The organism is Longimicrobium sp., assembly GCF_036399935.1.
Classification (GTDB): domain Bacteria; phylum Gemmatimonadota; class Gemmatimonadetes; order Longimicrobiales; family Longimicrobiaceae; genus Longimicrobium.
This window is the reverse complement of record NZ_DASWMD010000040.1, coordinates 41,581-57,457: the sequence shown is the minus strand read 5'-3', so window position 1 is coordinate 57,457 and position 15,877 is coordinate 41,581. Positions and strand designations below refer to the sequence as shown.

General features: G+C 72.4%; 14 protein-coding genes. 10 read left to right on the top strand and 4 right to left on the bottom strand.

Annotation, left to right across the window (positions count from 1 at the left end; genetic code table 11):
* The first annotated feature begins 3 nt into the window (after nucleotides 1-3).
* The 8 genes from VGB24_RS13055 (at nucleotide 4) to VGB24_RS13020 (ending at nucleotide 8,916) form a co-directional block, all read left to right on the top strand.
* The gene (locus VGB24_RS13055) at nucleotides 4-1,551 is read left to right on the top strand and encodes a lipopolysaccharide biosynthesis protein (protein ID WP_331073386.1); all 1,548 of its coding nucleotides are present in this window, start codon (nucleotides 4-6) and stop codon (nucleotides 1,549-1,551) included.
* Nucleotides 1,548-2,612, top strand: a complete 1,065-nt coding sequence (locus VGB24_RS13050; protein WP_331073385.1) for a polysaccharide deacetylase family protein — start codon at nucleotides 1,548-1,550, stop codon at nucleotides 2,610-2,612. Before VGB24_RS13055 ends, VGB24_RS13050 begins: the two co-directional genes overlap by 4 nt.
* A 142-nt stretch (nucleotides 2,613-2,754) precedes the next feature.
* Nucleotides 2,755-3,804 (top strand): glycosyltransferase family A protein, encoded by a 1,050-nt coding sequence (locus VGB24_RS13045; RefSeq protein WP_331073384.1) that lies wholly within the window; start codon nucleotides 2,755-2,757, stop codon nucleotides 3,802-3,804.
* Nucleotides 3,801-4,730 (top strand): glycosyltransferase family 2 protein, encoded by a 930-nt coding sequence (locus VGB24_RS13040; RefSeq protein WP_331073383.1) that lies wholly within the window; start codon nucleotides 3,801-3,803, stop codon nucleotides 4,728-4,730. The genes VGB24_RS13045 and VGB24_RS13040 overlap by 4 nt, the downstream gene beginning before the upstream one ends.
* Nucleotides 4,720-6,108 carry an O-antigen ligase gene (locus VGB24_RS13035; protein ID WP_331073382.1) on the top strand — a complete coding sequence of 463 codons (1,389 nt, stop codon included), beginning with the start codon at nucleotides 4,720-4,722 and terminating at the stop codon, nucleotides 6,106-6,108. The genes VGB24_RS13040 and VGB24_RS13035 overlap by 11 nt, the downstream gene beginning before the upstream one ends.
* The gene (locus VGB24_RS13030; protein WP_331073381.1) at nucleotides 6,105-7,169 is read left to right on the top strand and encodes a glycosyltransferase family 2 protein; all 1,065 of its coding nucleotides are present in this window, start codon (nucleotides 6,105-6,107) and stop codon (nucleotides 7,167-7,169) included. The genes VGB24_RS13035 and VGB24_RS13030 overlap by 4 nt, the downstream gene beginning before the upstream one ends.
* A gap of 65 nt (nucleotides 7,170-7,234) precedes the next feature.
* Nucleotides 7,235-7,984 (top strand): WecB/TagA/CpsF family glycosyltransferase, encoded by a 750-nt coding sequence (locus VGB24_RS13025; RefSeq protein ID WP_331073380.1) that lies wholly within the window; start codon nucleotides 7,235-7,237, stop codon nucleotides 7,982-7,984.
* Nucleotides 7,981-8,916, top strand: coding sequence for a GNAT family N-acetyltransferase (locus VGB24_RS13020; RefSeq protein WP_331073379.1), 936 nt, complete (start codon nucleotides 7,981-7,983; stop codon nucleotides 8,914-8,916). Before VGB24_RS13025 ends, VGB24_RS13020 begins: the two co-directional genes overlap by 4 nt.
* Before the next feature lie 95 nt (nucleotides 8,917-9,011).
* On the opposite strand, the gene VGB24_RS13015 is transcribed toward VGB24_RS13020, so the two are convergent.
* From VGB24_RS13015 to VGB24_RS13000, 4 genes are read right to left on the bottom strand one after another with little or no spacing between them, the layout of a single operon-like run.
* The gene (locus VGB24_RS13015) at nucleotides 9,012-9,761 is read right to left on the bottom strand and encodes a polysaccharide deacetylase family protein (RefSeq protein WP_331073378.1); all 750 of its coding nucleotides are present in this window, start codon (nucleotides 9,759-9,761) and stop codon (nucleotides 9,012-9,014) included.
* A 1-nt stretch (nucleotide 9,762) separates the two neighbouring features.
* Complete coding sequence (locus VGB24_RS13010; protein ID WP_331073377.1) at nucleotides 9,763-10,917, bottom strand: acyltransferase; 1,155 nt, start codon at nucleotides 10,915-10,917, stop codon at nucleotides 9,763-9,765.
* A gap of 3 nt (nucleotides 10,918-10,920) precedes the next feature.
* Entirely contained in the window at nucleotides 10,921-11,943 is a 1,023-nt protein-coding gene (locus VGB24_RS13005) for a hypothetical protein (RefSeq protein ID WP_331073376.1), read from the bottom strand.
* A gap of 2 nt (nucleotides 11,944-11,945) precedes the next feature.
* Nucleotides 11,946-13,160 (bottom strand): glycoside hydrolase family 5 protein, encoded by a 1,215-nt coding sequence (locus tag VGB24_RS13000; RefSeq protein ID WP_331073375.1) that lies wholly within the window; start codon nucleotides 13,158-13,160, stop codon nucleotides 11,946-11,948.
* A gap of 239 nt (nucleotides 13,161-13,399) precedes the next feature.
* Between VGB24_RS13000 and VGB24_RS12995 the strand changes: the two genes are divergently transcribed.
* Nucleotides 13,400-14,218, top strand: coding sequence for a WecB/TagA/CpsF family glycosyltransferase (locus tag VGB24_RS12995; RefSeq protein WP_331073374.1), 819 nt, complete (start codon nucleotides 13,400-13,402; stop codon nucleotides 14,216-14,218).
* A 240-nt stretch (nucleotides 14,219-14,458) separates the two neighbouring features.
* Entirely contained in the window at nucleotides 14,459-15,757 is a 1,299-nt protein-coding gene (locus tag VGB24_RS12990) for a putative glycoside hydrolase (RefSeq protein ID WP_331073373.1), read from the top strand.
* The last annotated feature ends 120 nt before the right edge of the window (nucleotides 15,758-15,877 follow it).

Here is a 15,877-nt window from a genome sequence, read left to right as displayed (position 1 = left end):
CAAGTGACCGAACCGCCCCTTCCGGGGCGCACACTGGGCGCCCGAACTCTTTCGGCCGCCCAGTGGCGTCTTGGCACCTCCCTCGTGCAGGGCCTGCTGCAGTTCGCCACCGGCGTTCTGCTGGCCCGCCTGCTCCCTCCCCGCGACTTCGGCCTGGTGGCCCTGGCGCTGGTGGTCACCGGCCTGGCCACGCTGGTGGCCGACCTGGGGCTGGGGCCGGCCATCGTGCAGCGGCGCGACCTTACCCCGCGCCACCTTCGCACCGCCTTTTCCGCGTCCATCCTGCTGGGGCTGGGCATCACCGCCCTGGTGGCCCTGCTGGCGCCGGTGGCGGGCGTGCTGCTGGCCAGCCCGCAGCTTCCCGGCGTGCTCGCCGTGCAGTCGCTGCTCTTCGTGATGGGGGCGTTCGGCGTGGTGCCCCGGGCCATCCTTCAGCGCGAGATGAGGGCCGGGGCCCTCTTCACCGTCAGCGTGACCAGCTACGTAGTGGGCTACGCCATCGCCGTCACCGCCCTGGCGCTGGCGGGCTTCGGCGTGTGGAGCCTGGTGTGGGGATCGCTGATCCAGACGGGGCTGGAAAGCGTGCTGGCCCTGGCCATCGCCCGCCCGCCGCTGAAGCCGCTGCTGGGACGGCCCGAGCTGCGCGACCTGCTGGGGTACGGGGCCAAGGCCAGCCTGAATGCCATCGTCAACTACTTCGCCCGCAACGGCGACAACGCCATCGTGGGGCGGGTGCTGGGCGCCGCGGCGCTGGGCCTGTACGGCCGCGCCTACAACCTGATGCTGCTGCCGCTGAGCCACCTGGGCGGCGCCACCATCGCGGTGCTCTTTCCCGCCCTGGCCGAGGTGCAGAACGACAAGCCGCGGCTGAAGCGGGGCTACCTGCTGGCCGTGCAGTTCACGGCGCTGGTGGCCGCGCCGGTGATGACCGGCATGGCCATCGCGGCGCCGCACATGGTGGTGACGCTGTACGGGGCGCGGTGGAGCGGAATGGTCCCCGCGCTGCAGGTGCTGTGCGCCGCCGGCCTCTTCCGGGCCGTCTACCACCTGGCGGGGGCCGTCACCGCCGCCTCCAACCGGCTGGGCGAAGAAACGCGGCGGCAGTTCGTGTACGCCGCGCTGGTCATCGTGGGCGGCATCGCCGGCACCCGCTGGGGGGTCACCGGGGTGGCGGTGGGGGTCAGCCTGGCCATCGTCTACATGTACGTGGCCATGTCGTCGCTGGCGCTGCGCATATCCGAAGGCACCTGGGGCGAGTTCCTGGCCGTGCAGGCGCCGGGGGTGGCGCTGGCGGGCATGGTGGGCGCGGCGGCGCTGGCGGCACGCCTGGCGATGGAGCGGCTGGGCGCCGGCGACGGCGCCATCTTCCTCGCCATCCTCGCGGCCAGCGCCCTGGCCATGCCCGCGGGGGTGTACCTGCTGCCGCCGCGCGTTCGCCCGGTGGCGCTGTTCGACCGCCTGGCGCCCAACGTGGCCCGGCTTCCCCGGCCGCTGCAGTTCGCCATGGTGCGCGTGCTGCGCCTGTCCCCCGACGCGGGGCGCCTGCCGTGACTCCGGGGGTGCTCGCGCGCCGCGTGGCCTCCAACGCCATGCGGCTGCTCCCCGTCACCGCCTACGGCCGCGTGATCCGCCGCGAGGCCATCGGCCTGTGCTACCACGTGGTGAGCGACGGGCCGGTTCCCCACGTTTCCCCGCTCTACCCCTTCAAGACGGCCGCCCAGTTCCGGGCGGACCTGCTCTGGCTGAAGGCCCGCTTCCGCTTCGTCTCCTTTCCCGAGCTGATGGAGGCGCGCGACGCTGGCCGGGCGCTGGGGCCCAACCGCGTCTTCCTGAGCTTCGACGACGGCTACGCGGAGTGCTTCTCCGTCGTCCGGCCCCTGCTCCTGGAGCTGGGCATCCCCTGCACCTTCTTCCTCACCACCGACGTCATCGGCAACGGGCAGGCGCTCGCCTTCAACCAGGTGGCGCTGTGCGTACAGGGGATGGAGGCCATGGACGGCGCGCGGGTTCGGGCGATCCTGGAGGAGATGGGGGCGGCGGCGGGGCGTCCCCTGGCGGACCCGGAGGCGGTATCGGCATGGATCCGCCCGGCGCTGCGCAACCCCGACTCGCCCGCGTACGCCACCCTCGCCCGGCTGGTGGAGGTGGCCGGGGTGGACGTGGGCGCGTTCCTTCGGACGCAGCCGTACCTGGCGGCGGAGCAGGTGAAGCAGATGGCGGCGGAAGGCTTTTCGTTCGGCGGGCACTCGCGGCTTCACTGGCACCTGGGGTCCATCGCCGGGCCGGAGCGGGTGGAGCACGAGATCGTGGAGTCGTGCCGGGTGGCCGCCGCGCTGTCCGGCGCGTCGCGCGTTCCCTTCGCCTTTCCGTACGACGGGTTCGGGCTGGACCGCGGGCTGCTGGCGGAGGTGCTGCGGCGGAACCCGTTCATCGGCCCCGTGTTCGGCACCGGCGGCGTGGCGCAGGAGGAGCAGGTGCTGCACCGGATGATCGTGGACCATCCGCCCAAGCGGCCGGGGGTGCCGTCCACCCTCCCCGGGGTGTTCCGCGACGCGTACCTGTCCGAGGCCCTGCGGCTGCTGGGCGGCGCACGGGCCGCGCCCCCGGGCTGACGCGGAGCGCTGGCACGGGCGGTGCACCGCAAAGCGGTAGCAATCTCGCGCCGGGGGACCCTCCATCGAGTTCCGCTTGCGCGGGCGCCGCGTTCCATCGCGCCCGCCTGCGTACGCCCCCGGCTGCACGGACAGGAGCACCATGAGCACCACCGCCCCGCCCGACCTGGTATCCGTCGTGGTTCCCTGCCACAACGCCGAGGCGTTCGTGGCCGCGACGCTGGAATCCGTGCTGGCGCAGTCGTACCCGGAGGTGGAAGCCGTCGTGGTGGACGATGCCTCGACGGACGGCAGCTGGGCCGTCATCGCGGGCTTCGTGGCCCGCCACCCCGACCGGGTTCGCGCGCTGCGGGTGGACCGCAACCGCGGCGGCGGCCACGCGCGCAACCGCGGCGCCGAGCTGGCGCGTGGGGCCTACCTGATGTTCCTGGACGCGGACGACGTGATCACCCCCGGCGCGCTGGCCGCCCTGGTGGGGGTGGCGCGCGGCCGGCCGGGGGCCATCGCGGTCGGCGACTCCGCCAAGCTGGAGCTGGGCGCCGGGGGGGAGTGGGTGCGCACCGCCCGCGACCCGGGGCCGCCCAGCGAGGACCGGGACGAGGCGCTGCGCGGCTGGCTGGAGTCGTCGTGGGTGCCCACCTGCGCCGTGCTGTGGCGGCGCGACGCCTACGAGCCCACGGGCGGCTGGGACGAGGAGCTGGCCCGCAACCAGGACGGCGACATCACCATGCGCGCGCTGGTGCTGGGCGCCTCCATCGCGCGTACGGTCGAGCTGGTGGGGCTGTACCGGATGCACGGCGACACCCGCGTGTCCGTCAGCCGCAACTTCGTGCAGGCCAACAAGCTGCAGTCGCAGATCCGCGTGCTCGACCGGCTGGTGTCCATGCTCGAGGCGCAGGGCCGGCTGCCGCTGTTCGCCCGCTCGCTTTCGCGGTCGTACCACGCCGTGGCGATGCAGGGCTTCCAGAACGGGCACTGGGAGCTGGGCCGCGAATGGCTGGGCAAGGGCCGCGCGCTCGCCCGGTCGCCCGCGGTGTCGGCCACCCCCGCCGGACGCACCCTGGAGCGGGTGCTGGGAATGGAGCGCAAGGAGCGGCTGGTGCAGCGCCTGGCCACGCTGGGAGTCATGAGCCGCGGCCGGCGCACCCTGGCCGGGCTCCACGCCCGCGCTACGGGGGAGACCACGCCGTGAAGGTGGCCGTCTGCGCGGTGACGTACCTGCGGCCCCGCGGCCTGGCCCGGCTGCTGGAGGGGTTGTCGGCGCTCCGCTTCGCCGGGGGGCGCGGGCCGGAGCTGGAGATCGTCGTGGTGGACAACGACCCCGCGCGCTCCGCGGAAGCCGTCTGCGACGAGTGGTCGGACCGGCTTCCCTGGCCGCTGCGCTACCGCCACGAGGAGCGCCGCGGCGTTTCGCACGCGCGCAACGCCGCCGTGGCCGCCGCCCGCGAGGCCGGGGCCGGGATGATGGCCTTCATCGACGACGACGAGGTGCCCCAGCCCGGCTGGCTCGACGAGCTGCTGCGGGTGCAGGCCCTGCACGACGCCGACGTCGTGGCGGGCCCCGTGCTCCCGGTGTTCGAGGGCGAGGTGCCCGAGTGGGTGAAGCGCGGCGGCTTCTTCGAGGCCCCGCGGCTCCCCACGGGCGCCCACAAGCGCGACCCCGGCGCCGGCAACGTGCTGATCCGCATGGCCGTGCTCCGGGACATGCCCGAGCCCTTCGACCCCCGCTTCACCCTCACCGGTGGCGAGGACACGCACCTGTTCCTGCGGCTGGCCAGCGCCGGCGCCCTGATGGTGTGGGCCGACGAGGCGGTGGCGCACGAATGGACGCCGGCCACGCGCACCCGCGCCCGGTGGATCCTGCAGCGCGTCTACCGCACCGCGAACACCTGGAGCGCCTGCGAGCGGGAGATCCATCCCTCGCCCCGCGCCGCGGCCGTGCGGGTGGCCAAGGGGCTGGCCCGCATCGGCATCGGGGTGGCGACGCTGCCGGCCGGGCTGGTGAAGGGGCGCAGCGGCGTGGTGCGCTCGCTGTGGTACATCGCCTTCGGCGCGGGGAACCTCACCGGGCTGACGCGGCTGCGATTCCAGGAATACCGGACGATCCATGGCGACTGAACTGCTGGCGCACCCGGGCGCCGCCACCCTTCCCCGCCCCGCGGCCGCACGGCCGCGCGCGCCCCGCCACGCCGTGCTCGAGGACGCGCTTTCCGCCGCGTACCGGGGCCTGGAGGTGGCGTTCGCCATCGTCGCCATCTGCCTGATGTCGCACGCCGTGGTCCTGCTGCTGATGCAGGGCGGCAGCGTGGGCAACGCCGAGGCGTACGAGGGCAACCTGGTGATGCGCACCATGTTCGGCGTCGTCCACGCCATCAGCGTGGGGATGGTGGCGGTGCGCTGGCGGGCCTCGCTGCAGGCCATCGGCCGCCGGGCCACGCTCCTGCTGCTGATGGCGCTGGCCCTGGCATCCACCGAGTGGTCCGCCGCGCCCGACCTTACGCTGCGCCGCGCGATCGCCTTCGTGGGCACCACGGCGCTGGGTGTGTTCCTGGCCGCCCGCTTCACCCCGCGCGAGCTGCTGCGCGTGGTCGCCGCGGCGTTCGGGGTGATGGCCGTGCTCTCCGTCGTCTTCGCCCTGGGCCTCTCGCAGTACGGCGTGGACCACGGCATTCACCCGGGCGCGTGGCAGGGCGTGTTCACCCACAAGAACGTGCTGGGCAAGGCCATGGTGATCGGCTCCGTCACCTTCCTGCTCCTGCGGGGGGACCTGCCCCGCGAGCGGCGATGGATCGGCACGGCGGGACTGGCCCTGTGCGTGTTCCTGGTGCTGATGTCCACCTCCAAGACGGCGCTGAGCATCATGCTGGTGCTGTTCGCCTCGGCCGCGCTCTTCCGGATGCTGCGCCTGCGGATGGACCTGGCCGTGATCGTCTTCGTGGGCGCCGTGGTGGTGGGGGGCAGCGTGGTGGCGCTGGTGGCCAGCAACTGGGAGTCGCTGCTGCTGGCGATGGGCAAGGACCCGTCGCTCACCGGCCGCATTCCCATGTGGGAGGTGCTGGGGCGCACCATCCAGGAGCGGCCCTGGCTCGGCTACGGCTACAACGCCTTCTGGCTGGGCGAGGAGGGCCCGTCCGCGGCGCCGCTCAAGGAGATCGGCTGGCTGACGCCCAGCGCCCACAACGGGTACCTGGAGGTGGCGCTGCAGCTGGGGCTGGTGGGGCTGGCCGTGTTCCTGGCCGGCTACCTGGCCGCGTTCCGCCAGGCCGTGGCCGGGGTGCGGCGCACCCTGACGGCCGACGCGCTCTGGCCGCTGCTGATCCTCACCTTCACGCTGCTGTACAACTTCAGCGAGTCGGTGCTGCTGGAAAAGAACAACGCCAGCTGGGCGCTGTACGTGGCCGCCGTCTGCTCGCCGCTCCTGGCCCGTCCCCCCGCGCCGCGGCGCCGGGGGTGGATCCCGGTGCCGGACGCGGCCCCCACCGCGGCGGGCCGATGAACGACACCGCGCCGGGGGCGGACGGCAGCAGGCGCCCGCTCTTTTCGGTGCTCGTCGCCGCGTACAACCAGGCGGAGTGGGTGGAAGACACGCTCGACACCGTCGCGGCGCAGACCGTCGCCGACTGGGAGCTGGTGGTGGTGGACGACGGGTCCACCGACGATACGGGCGAGCGCGTGCAGGGGTGGATGGACGGCCTTCGCGCCACGCGGCCGGGCGTGCGGACGGTGCTGGCGCCCATGCCGAACGGCGGGCAGTCGGCCGCCATGGAGCACGGCTTCGGCCTGTGCACCGGGCGGTGGATCGCGCTGCTGGACTCCGACGACCGCTGGCTCCCCGAAAAGCTGGAGCGCATCGCCGCCGCCATCGCCGCCGATCCCGCGGCGGGGATGGTCGTGCATCCCATGTACGTGATCGACGACCGCAACCGGCGCACGGGCGACGTCCGCCCCCAGCGCGCCGCCCTCTCCGAGGGCGACCTCCGCGAGCAGATCCGCCAGACGACGCGTCACGTGGCGCCCGCCACCTCGGCGGTGGCCATCCGCGCGGACGTCTTCGCCCAGCTGGTGCCCATGCCCACGAAGGGGTTCCGCACCGCGGCCGACGCGTACCTGACGATGGGCGCCTCGCTGCTGGCCCCGGTGCGCGCCGTGCACGAGCCCCTCGCCGAGTACCGCATGCACCCCGACGGCAACCACATCCGCACCATGCTCTCGGCGGAGGGCGTGAAGCGCTGGGTGGAGCTGCAGACGGTGATCGCCGAGCACTTCGGGCTGGGCGCCGCGGCGGACCGCAACTCGTTCTTTTTGCGGCACGTGTTCGCGCTGCAGAAGTTCCAGGGCGGGCCGGGGCAGCAGGTGGGCACCTACGCGCGCCTGGCCCGGGCCACCTGGTCCGACGGGGCGTTCGGCGCGCGGGAAAAGCTGATCTTTTCCGCCTTCTGGACGGCGTGCCTGCTGGCCCCGCGCCCCGTGTTCCGCCGGCTGTGGCGCACCTTCCAGATGAAGCAGACTGGGTTCGACAAGATCGGCCTGCGCTCCACCACCGACAGCTCCATCTGACCGTGCGAGAGGCTGCCCGGGCCGGAAAGCGGAAGGGTGCGCCTCCCGCGTTCCCCGCGCCCCGCGTGACCATCGCGGGCGTGCCGGTAGACGTGCTGACCCGCGAGGACGCAGCCGCCTGGGTGGTGCAGCGTGCCCTGGCCGGCGAGCCGCCGGGCTACGTCGTCACCCCCAACGCGCACCACGTGGCACTTCTGCGCGACTCGGAGCGCTTTCGCGGCGCCTACGCCGGCGCGGCGCTTTCCGTGCCCGACGGCGTGTCGCTGGTGTGGGCGTCGCGGCTGCTGGGCGTGCCGCTGCCGGAGCGGGTGGCCGGGGTGGACCTGTTCGAGGACGTGTGCGCGGCCGCGGCGGGAACCGGCATCCGCATCTTTCTCCTGGGCGGCCGCCGGGGGGCGGCGGATGGCGCCGCGCGGGTGATGCACGGGCTGTATCCGGGGCTGGAAATCGCCGGGACGTGCTGCCCGCCCCACGGCTTCGAGCGCGACCCGGCGGAACGCGAGCGCGTCGCCCGGGCGATCCGCGCGGCGGCGCCCCACGTGCTGTTCGTGGCCCTGGGCGCGCCCAAGCAGGAGGTGTGGCTGCAGGAGAACCTGGCCGCTCTCGGCGTTCCCGTGGGACTGGGCGTGGGCGCGGCGTTCGACCTGGTCTCCGGGCAGGTGCCGCGGGCCCCGCGGTGGATGCGCGGCGCGGGGCTGGAATGGCTCTTCCGGCTGGCGGTGGAGCCGCGCCGCCTGTGGAAGCGCTACGCCGTCACCAACACGCGGTTCGTGGCGCTGGTGCTCCGCCAGCGGATACGCGGGCGCGGGGAATGAACTTCTTTTCGTCCGACGCGTTCCTGCACGCCCTGGCCGCCGCACGGTTCAAGGGTCGGACGTGCGAGCCGGTGCTGGTTGCCGCCGGCGGGCAGGTGTTCCGGGTGCTGGCGGTCGACGGCACACCCGTCACGGGCGCCCCCTTCGTGGACTTCCTGGAGCCGGTCGCCGGCGACCCTCCCGCGGGCGTCCGCCCCGTGCCGTGGATTCCCGTGGCGCTGCGGGGCACCGTCACGCTGGCCGAGTGGAAGGCCGCCGGCGCGCCCCCGGATTGCGAGCCCTGCCCCTACCTGGAGTGGCGGGGAACGGCGTCGTGGGACGAGGCCGCCGCGCGCCTCCCCCAGCAGACGGACACGCGCCGCAAGGGGAGAAAGCTGGAGGCCGAGATCGGCCCGATCCGCTACGTGGCGGACGACTCCGATCCCTCCGCGTTTCACCTCTGCCTGCAGTGGAAGTCGCGGCAGTACCGCGCCACCGGCGTGGGAGACGGGTTCGCCGACCGGCGGAACGTGGAACTGTTCGAGCGGCTGCGCGACACGGGCCTGCTGACGGTTTCGTCGCTGTACGCGGGCGGGCGGCTGGCCGCCGTGCACTTCGGCGTGCTGCACGAGGGGCGCTTCGCGTCGTGGATCCCCGCGTACGACACGGAGCTGCAGAAGTACTCCCCCGGCAGGCTCCTTCAGCACGCCATGATGGAGGACAGCTTCCGCCGGGGCGACACCGAGTTCGACTTCCTGATCGGCGACGAGGAGTACAAGTACCTGTACGCCACGCACGTGAGGATCGCCGGGCCCGTGGGCACGCCCCCGCTGAAGGTGCGGGCCCGCAAGGCGGCGAAAGGCGTGGCGCGGGCGGCGCTGCAAAGCACGGGGCTGCTGGACCGCGCGAAGCAGCTGAAGCGCTGGCTCCGCGACCGGCGGCAGTCCGGCTAGGCAGGGGGGCGATCACGCACGAAACGCGGAGGCGCGGAGAGACATTTCTCTCCGTGCCTCCGCGTGTCTCCGTGATGACCTTCGCCGGTGGATGACTACGCCGTCGCCCGGCGCAGCGCGTCGCGGACGGGCAGCACTTCGATCCCAGCCTCGGTCACCGTCCGCAGCGCATGCTCCAGGATGGCCGGCGTGGAGCCGTACGGCGCGGGCGTTTCGGAAACGTCGTGGGTGAAGAAGACGATCCACCCGTTGCGGGCCTTCGCCTCCGCCACCTGCTGCTCGATCCGCTCCGCCGTCCAGTGGCGCACCTCCAGCGACACCGCCCAGAGCTGTCCCAGGTCCAGGAGCCCCGCGTTGATCCCCGGACGGATGCCGCGGCAGCAGGGGTACAGCCGCGAAAAGAGCAGCTTGGTCCGCGGCGAAACGTCGCCGAAGGGAAAGGCGAAGCTCGACAGCTCCACCTCGCCCAGGATGCCGCGGACGAAATCGGCGTTCCGCCGGGCGTCGGCCAGCAGCTCGCTCGAGCGCACCTCGGGAACGTGTTGGTGAAAGTACGTGTGCGAGCCCACCTCGTGCCCCGCGGCGTGGAGGGCCCGCAGGTCGTCGGCATCGTAGTAGTCGATCCCTTCTTCGCGGATGCCGCAGAACCGGCCCGCCGTGAAGTAGGTGGCCCGCCCCCCGAAGCGCTCCACGATGGGTCCCCCGGCCGTCCACGCCGACCTGGGAAAGTCGTCGAACGTGATGCTGGCCACCGGCCCCGTGAGCCGCGACCGGGCCCACTTCACCGGCATCCGGCGCGACGCCCAGTTGACGAGGCGGTCGCGAAAGGTGAAAGGCTTTCCCATGCTACGCCGCGGCGGTGCCGTCCCCCGCCGGAGCGGCGGGGACGACGGCGGGTCCCGCCGGGTTCTGCCAGCCCGGCGCCGGGCGGCGGCCGGCGAAACGGTCCTTGAACGCCTGCAGCGGCGTCTCGAAGTAGCGGTAGCTCACCGAGGCCGCCACGATGCTGATGGACACCGCCACCAGGTACATCCCCCACCCGGAAAGGGGCAGGCGCCGCGTAACGTTGATGGCCAGCATGTGCATCAGGTACAGCCCGTAGGAGATGGAGCCCAGGTAGGCCAGCACCCGGTTGCTGAGCGCCCCCTTGAGCGCCGCATCCGGCCGGATGCACCCCGCGCCGACCACGGCGGCGATCAGCAGCGTCATCCACGGGTTGGGCACCTTCAGCGCGTACGCCGCCGACATGGCCACGAACGCCGCCGGCAGGCTCCACCGCCGCCCCAGCACCGCGTACACGGCGTTGAACCCCTGCGCCCAGTGCAGGGCGTACGCCAGGGCGCACCCCACCAGGATGGGCGCCGACGGGCTGGTGACGACGCGCGCCCACGTACCGCCCATCCGCAGCACCCCCGCGCCGATCAGCTTTTCCAGCAGCAGGTCCACCGCGAACACCACCGCCAGGAACGCCGCGGGCACCCACTTCCGGCGCGCCTTCTTGACGATCCAAGGCCACACCAGGTAGAACTGCTCCTGCGCGGCCAGCGACCAGGCGAAGTAGAAGATCACCCGGCTGGCGTCCAGCGATACGAACCAGTTGGCGGTGAACGTCAGGTACGCGGGAAGGTTGCGCCAGAACGCGGCGCCGGCCTCGGTGCCGGACTCCATCGTCCACACCAGCACCACGTACATGGCCAGCACGGCGTAGTACAGCGGGTACAGGCGGATGGCCCGGCGGATGAAGAAGCGGCGCGGCGAGATGTCGCCGTACTTTTCGCGCTCGCGCAGCAGCAGCGTGGTGATGAGGAAGCCGCTGATGGCGAAGAAAAGGGCGAAGTGGATGGGGTAGCCGAAGACGCGGCTCTTCAGCCCCAGCGCGTGGTGGCCGATGACGAAGAGGATGGCCAGCGCGCGAAGGCCGTCCAGCGTGTCGAAGTAGCGGATGGCGCGGAACGCCTGGTGCGGCGTCGCCGGCGGGGCCGCCGTCGCGGTCGCGGCCACGGCTCAGGCGCCGGCCGCCACGGGCTCGCGCGCCGCCGCGGCGCGGTAGTGCCGCATGTACAGGTCGGCCGAGCGCTCCAGCGACAGCTCGCGGGTGACGTAGTCCCGGGGCGTGTAGCGGTCCAGGCCGGCCACGAAGCGGTCCAGCGCGGGCTCGAAGTCGCCCACGTCGCGGAATTTTTCCCCGCACTCCGGGGCAAAGTACGGCACCGACGACGCCGGGACGGGGTGCTCCTCCCACCGGGGGCGGTTGGGGTCCAGCCAGAAGCCGTTGTCCCAGGCCAGGATCGGGACGTTGGAGGCCATCGCCTCCTGGTAGGCCAGCCCCTGCGTCTCGTGCTCGCACAGGAAGAGCATTCCGCGCGAACGCCCCAGCGCGGCCTGGTAGGCCGCGTGGTCGTGAAAGCGGTAGCGCAGCACCTCCACCCGCAGCCCGCGCCGCTCCATCGCGGCGAGCACCGGGTCCAGCAGCTCCGGAACCAGGCGGTCCCGGTCCCAGCGGATCTTGTCGTAGACCAGGATGTCGGTGGTCTTTTCCTGCCCGCGCGTGTCCCGCCACTCCGACGTGTCCAGCCCCGAGAACCACAGCACCACCTTGCCGCCGTAGTACGGACGGAACATCTCGTCCATCCAGCCGCAGGGCACGATGTACGAACGGAACCGCGGGTCGTCCATCAGCCGCGGCGCCAGGCTGGGGTGGTCCAGGAGCCCCGGGCCCAGCACCGCCGGGTTGGGAAGCCTCCAGCCGTCCAGGATCTGCGGATACCCCGCCACGCCCACCGGGTGCTCGGGGTGGCGCAGGGCCAGGGCGCGGTCGTTCACGCGCACGTCCAGCCCCCGCCGCCGCAGCGCCCGCACCAGCCCCTCGAACGCCACTTGGAATCCCGACACCTTCTGCCGGCCGGTGAGCGCGCGGTACAGCGGCCTCACCATGGGCTTCAGGTAGCGGTCGCCCTTCACCCAGCGGTCGGTTTCCGGCGGCCCCGCGTAGAACAGCAGGACCGTGTCGTCGCTCAGCGGCGGCATGCTCAGTAGCTGGCCAGCCGCTGCTTGATCAGCGCCCCCACCTTGGTGGGGGTGCCCTTCCAGTCCAGCACCAGGAGCGACCGCGAGCAGATCGGGTCCTCGGCCGTCTCCTGCCGCGTGGAATCACCCGTCGAGGGCGCGCTCCACGACCAGGCGATCCATCCCATCCCCAGCGCGTCGGCCCGGTCCAGCATGGCGCGGACGTACGGCTCCTTGCAATCCAGCGTGCCGAACTCGGTGGCGATCAGGGGGTCCGTCTTGGCCAGGAACGCCCAGTCGCTTTCCCACGACGACGGCTGGTTCGCGGTCGGGTAGTCCGGATGGTTCCAGGGATGCGGCGAGTACGCGATGTTGTGGCCCTTGATGCGGTGGCTGGGAACCCCGGAAAGGTTGTATCCCCAGTTGGTCCCGGCGATGATCACCACGTTCTGGGCGCCCGTGGCGCGCACCACGTCGTACATCTCCTGCATTCCCACCGCCTGGAACGCTGGCCGCGGGTCGTAGGTGTTGTCCGCCGCGTGCAGCCCGCCCTTCTGCCACATCTCCCAGTTGTTGAACCCGTTGGACCCGCCCCGCGGATACGGCTCGCTGAACAGGTCGAACAGCACGCCGCCGTCGTTCTTGAACCGGTTGCCCAGGTCCGTCCAGAACGGGATGGAGTGGTTGCGGTCGGGCATGGGCTGGTGCGTGTTGCCCACCGGGTCATAGTCGGCGATGCCGCGATCGCTGGCCTGCAGCGTGACGATCACGTACAGCCCCGCGGCGCGCGCCCGCTTGACGACCCGCTCCACCCGCGCCGGGTAGCCGGGGTCGTAGCTGCGGGCCGTGGGCACGTAGTAGTACTGCGCCACCTCGATGCGCACCGTGTTGGCGCCCCACGAGCGGATGGCGGCGAAGTCGTTGGCCGCCATGGAGTCGACGCCCAGCCGCCCGCCGCCCGTGCTGAACGAAAGCGACGGCCGCGATACGCCCACGAAGCGCGTCGGGCGGCAGTCCGTGACGCTCAGGAGCTTGTTGCCCACGGCGACGAAGCCGTTGGGCGCGGCCGGCAGCTGCTCGCCGTCCAGCGTCACCTTGCCCGTCCCGTCGCACTCGGCCTGCGCCGTGGGCGGCTTGGCTCCGGTGGAGTCACCCAGCAGCTCGCACCCGGAAAGGGCGGCCATGGCCAGCAGGGCCGCCAGGGCGGGCCTGGCGCCGGGGGAGAATGAATGCAACATTGGGATCACCTGCGGCATAGCGGCGGGCGTACCGCAACCGGCTGGGAACACAGGCGTTGTGCTCCGCGCCGACAAACGGGTGTGCCCACGGGGTACAGAACCGGTGATGGCAAGGTTCAGGCCATCTGCCCCCGTGTGCTACGACGGGCCGGAGCACGGAACTTGCCCGTCCGCGTGGGCGAGTGCGGGCGGCGCGGGCCGCCCGGCAGGCACGCCCCTCATCCCATGCGCGACCTCCGATGCACCCTGGTGGTACCCCGCCGGCGCAGCCGCCTCTCCAGCCGCAGAGCTACGAGATGCTGGGCGTGCGGTTGAACCTGGTCGACCGCCCCGGGCTGCTCGACGAGATCGAGCGCGCCGTGGAGGCGGGCGAGCGCCGGGTGGTCGGCGGGCACAACCTGCACAGCGTCTACCTGTACCACCGCGACGCGCGCATGCGCCGCTTCTTCGCCGAGTCGCGGGTGACGTTCGTGGACGGGATGCCGCTGGTGTGGGTGGCGCGGATGCTGGGGTACCCCGCCCGCCGCAAGCACCGGAACTCGCCCCTGGACTGGATGCCGCCGCTGCTGGAGCGGGCCAGCCAGCGCGGGTGGCGGGTCTTTTTCCTGGGCAGCAGCCCCGAGATCGAGCCGAAGGCGGCGCAGACGTTCCGCGAGCGGTATCCGGAGCTGAAGCTGGAAACGCACCACGGCTACTTCGACACCCGCCCGGGGAGCCGCGAGAACGAGGCGGTGCTCGCGCGCATCCGCGCCTTCCGCCCTCACCTGGTGGGGGTGTGCATGGGCATGCCCCTGCAGGAGCAGTGGATCGTCGACAACCTCGACGCGCTCCCCCCGGCCGCCATCTTCGACCTGGGCGCACTGATGGACCAGCTTTCCGGCGAGCTTCCCTACGCGCCGCGGTGGGTGGGGCAGCTGGGGCTGGAATGGTTCTACCGCCTCTGCACGCAGCCGGGCCGCGTCTGGCGGCGGTACCTGGTGGAGCCGTGGTTCCTGCTGCCGCACCTGGCGCGCGACCTGGTCCGCAGCCGCCGCGCCCCGGCCATCCGCGGCGAGTAGGGTTCGGGCCCGCGATCTGCCTTGCGGTGGGGCGTTTCCGGGAGTAAACTCGGCACCCTTTCTGCGGTGCTTTTTCATCGGCGGATCGCCACCATCCGTTTGCGTCGCGAAGGGCCTCTCCGGGGCGCCCGCCGACGCTCATCCTGGTCCCGGTTTTCGCCACTGTCCGTCCCTGAGCGGGGCTCCCCCGGCCCCGCCGCACGTCCGCGCTTCTGCTCCGTGGTATCGACAATGTGGTTTGTGGGTCGCCGTACCGCCGCGCCGTTCCTCGTCCTTTCCGCGCTCGCCTCCGCGAGCTGCGACGCCCTCGAACAGAACGCCATCCGCGAGGTGGGGCTGGCCAGCCGGCTGGCGGCCGAAACGCCGCCGACGCGGCAGCCCGCGCCCGCGCCGCCGGCCCCGCGCGAAGCGATGCCGCCCATCATCCGCGGCATCTACGTGAGCTCGTACGCCATGGGCAACCCGGTGCGCCGCGCCGAGCTGCTGGCCCTGGCCGACAGCACCGAGATCAACGCCTTCGTCGTCGACGTCAAGGACGAGGACGGGGTGCGCTACCACAGCGGCATCCCGCTGGCCATGGAGGCCACGCACCCGGGGAGCATTCCCGTGCGCGACCTGAAGGCGGTCGCCGACACGCTGCGGGCGCACGGCATCCATCCCATCGCCCGCGTGGTGGTGTTCAAGGACCGGCGCCTGTCGCGCGTTCGCCCCCAGTGGTCCATCCGCACCCCGGCGGGAGAGCCGTGGCGCGACCACCAGGACCTCACCTGGGTCAGCCCCTGGGAGCGCGGCGTGTGGGAGATGAACATCGCCATCGCCGAAGAGGCGGTGCGCGCCGGCTTCCGCGAGGTGCAGTTCGACTACGTGCGCTTCCCCGAGCAGTACCGCAGCCTTCCGCTGCAGGTGCATCCGGCGGCCGACAGCACCGGCGACCGTACGGACGCCATCGCGGGGTTCCTGGCCGCCGCGCGCGCGCGCATCCACCCGCTGGGGGCCACGATCACGGCGGACGTGTTCGGCCTGTCGATGAACGAGTCGCGCGACGTGGGGATCGGGCAGCAGTGGGAGCGCATCTCTGCCACGGTCGACGGCGTGCTGCCGATGGTCTACCCCTCGCACTACTTTCCCACGCACCTGGCCGGCATCGCCCGTCCCAACCGCATGCCGTACCAGACGGTGCTGCACTCGGTGGGAATGGGCGTCATCCGCAACCAGCGGCTGAAGGAGGCCGGGATTCAGCCGGCCCGCATCGTTCCCTGGCTGCAGGCGTTCACCGCCACCTGGAACGACCGCGGCTTCCGCTACGGCCCGCAGCAGGCGCGCGACCAGATGCGCGCCGTGTACGAGCTGGGGCTGGAGGACTGGATCCTCTGGCACCCCAACTCCAACTACGGGCAGATCGCCGGGGCCTTCGCCCGCGAGACCGCGCCCGAGTCCAGGCGCGCGGCGCCGCCGGGCTCGCTCGCGGCGACGGTGGACCGGTTCGACCGCGAGGGCGCCGCCGCCGAACGCCAGCGCCTGGCCGCCGCCGCCGACTGAGCAAAGCCGGACGAAGGATGACCAAGACGCCTCTGGGACCTCGGGTCCCGGAGGCGTTCTTCTTTGGCGCGAACACTCACGGCTGACGCCACCTGCAGCACATTTCCGCTCCCTCCGCGC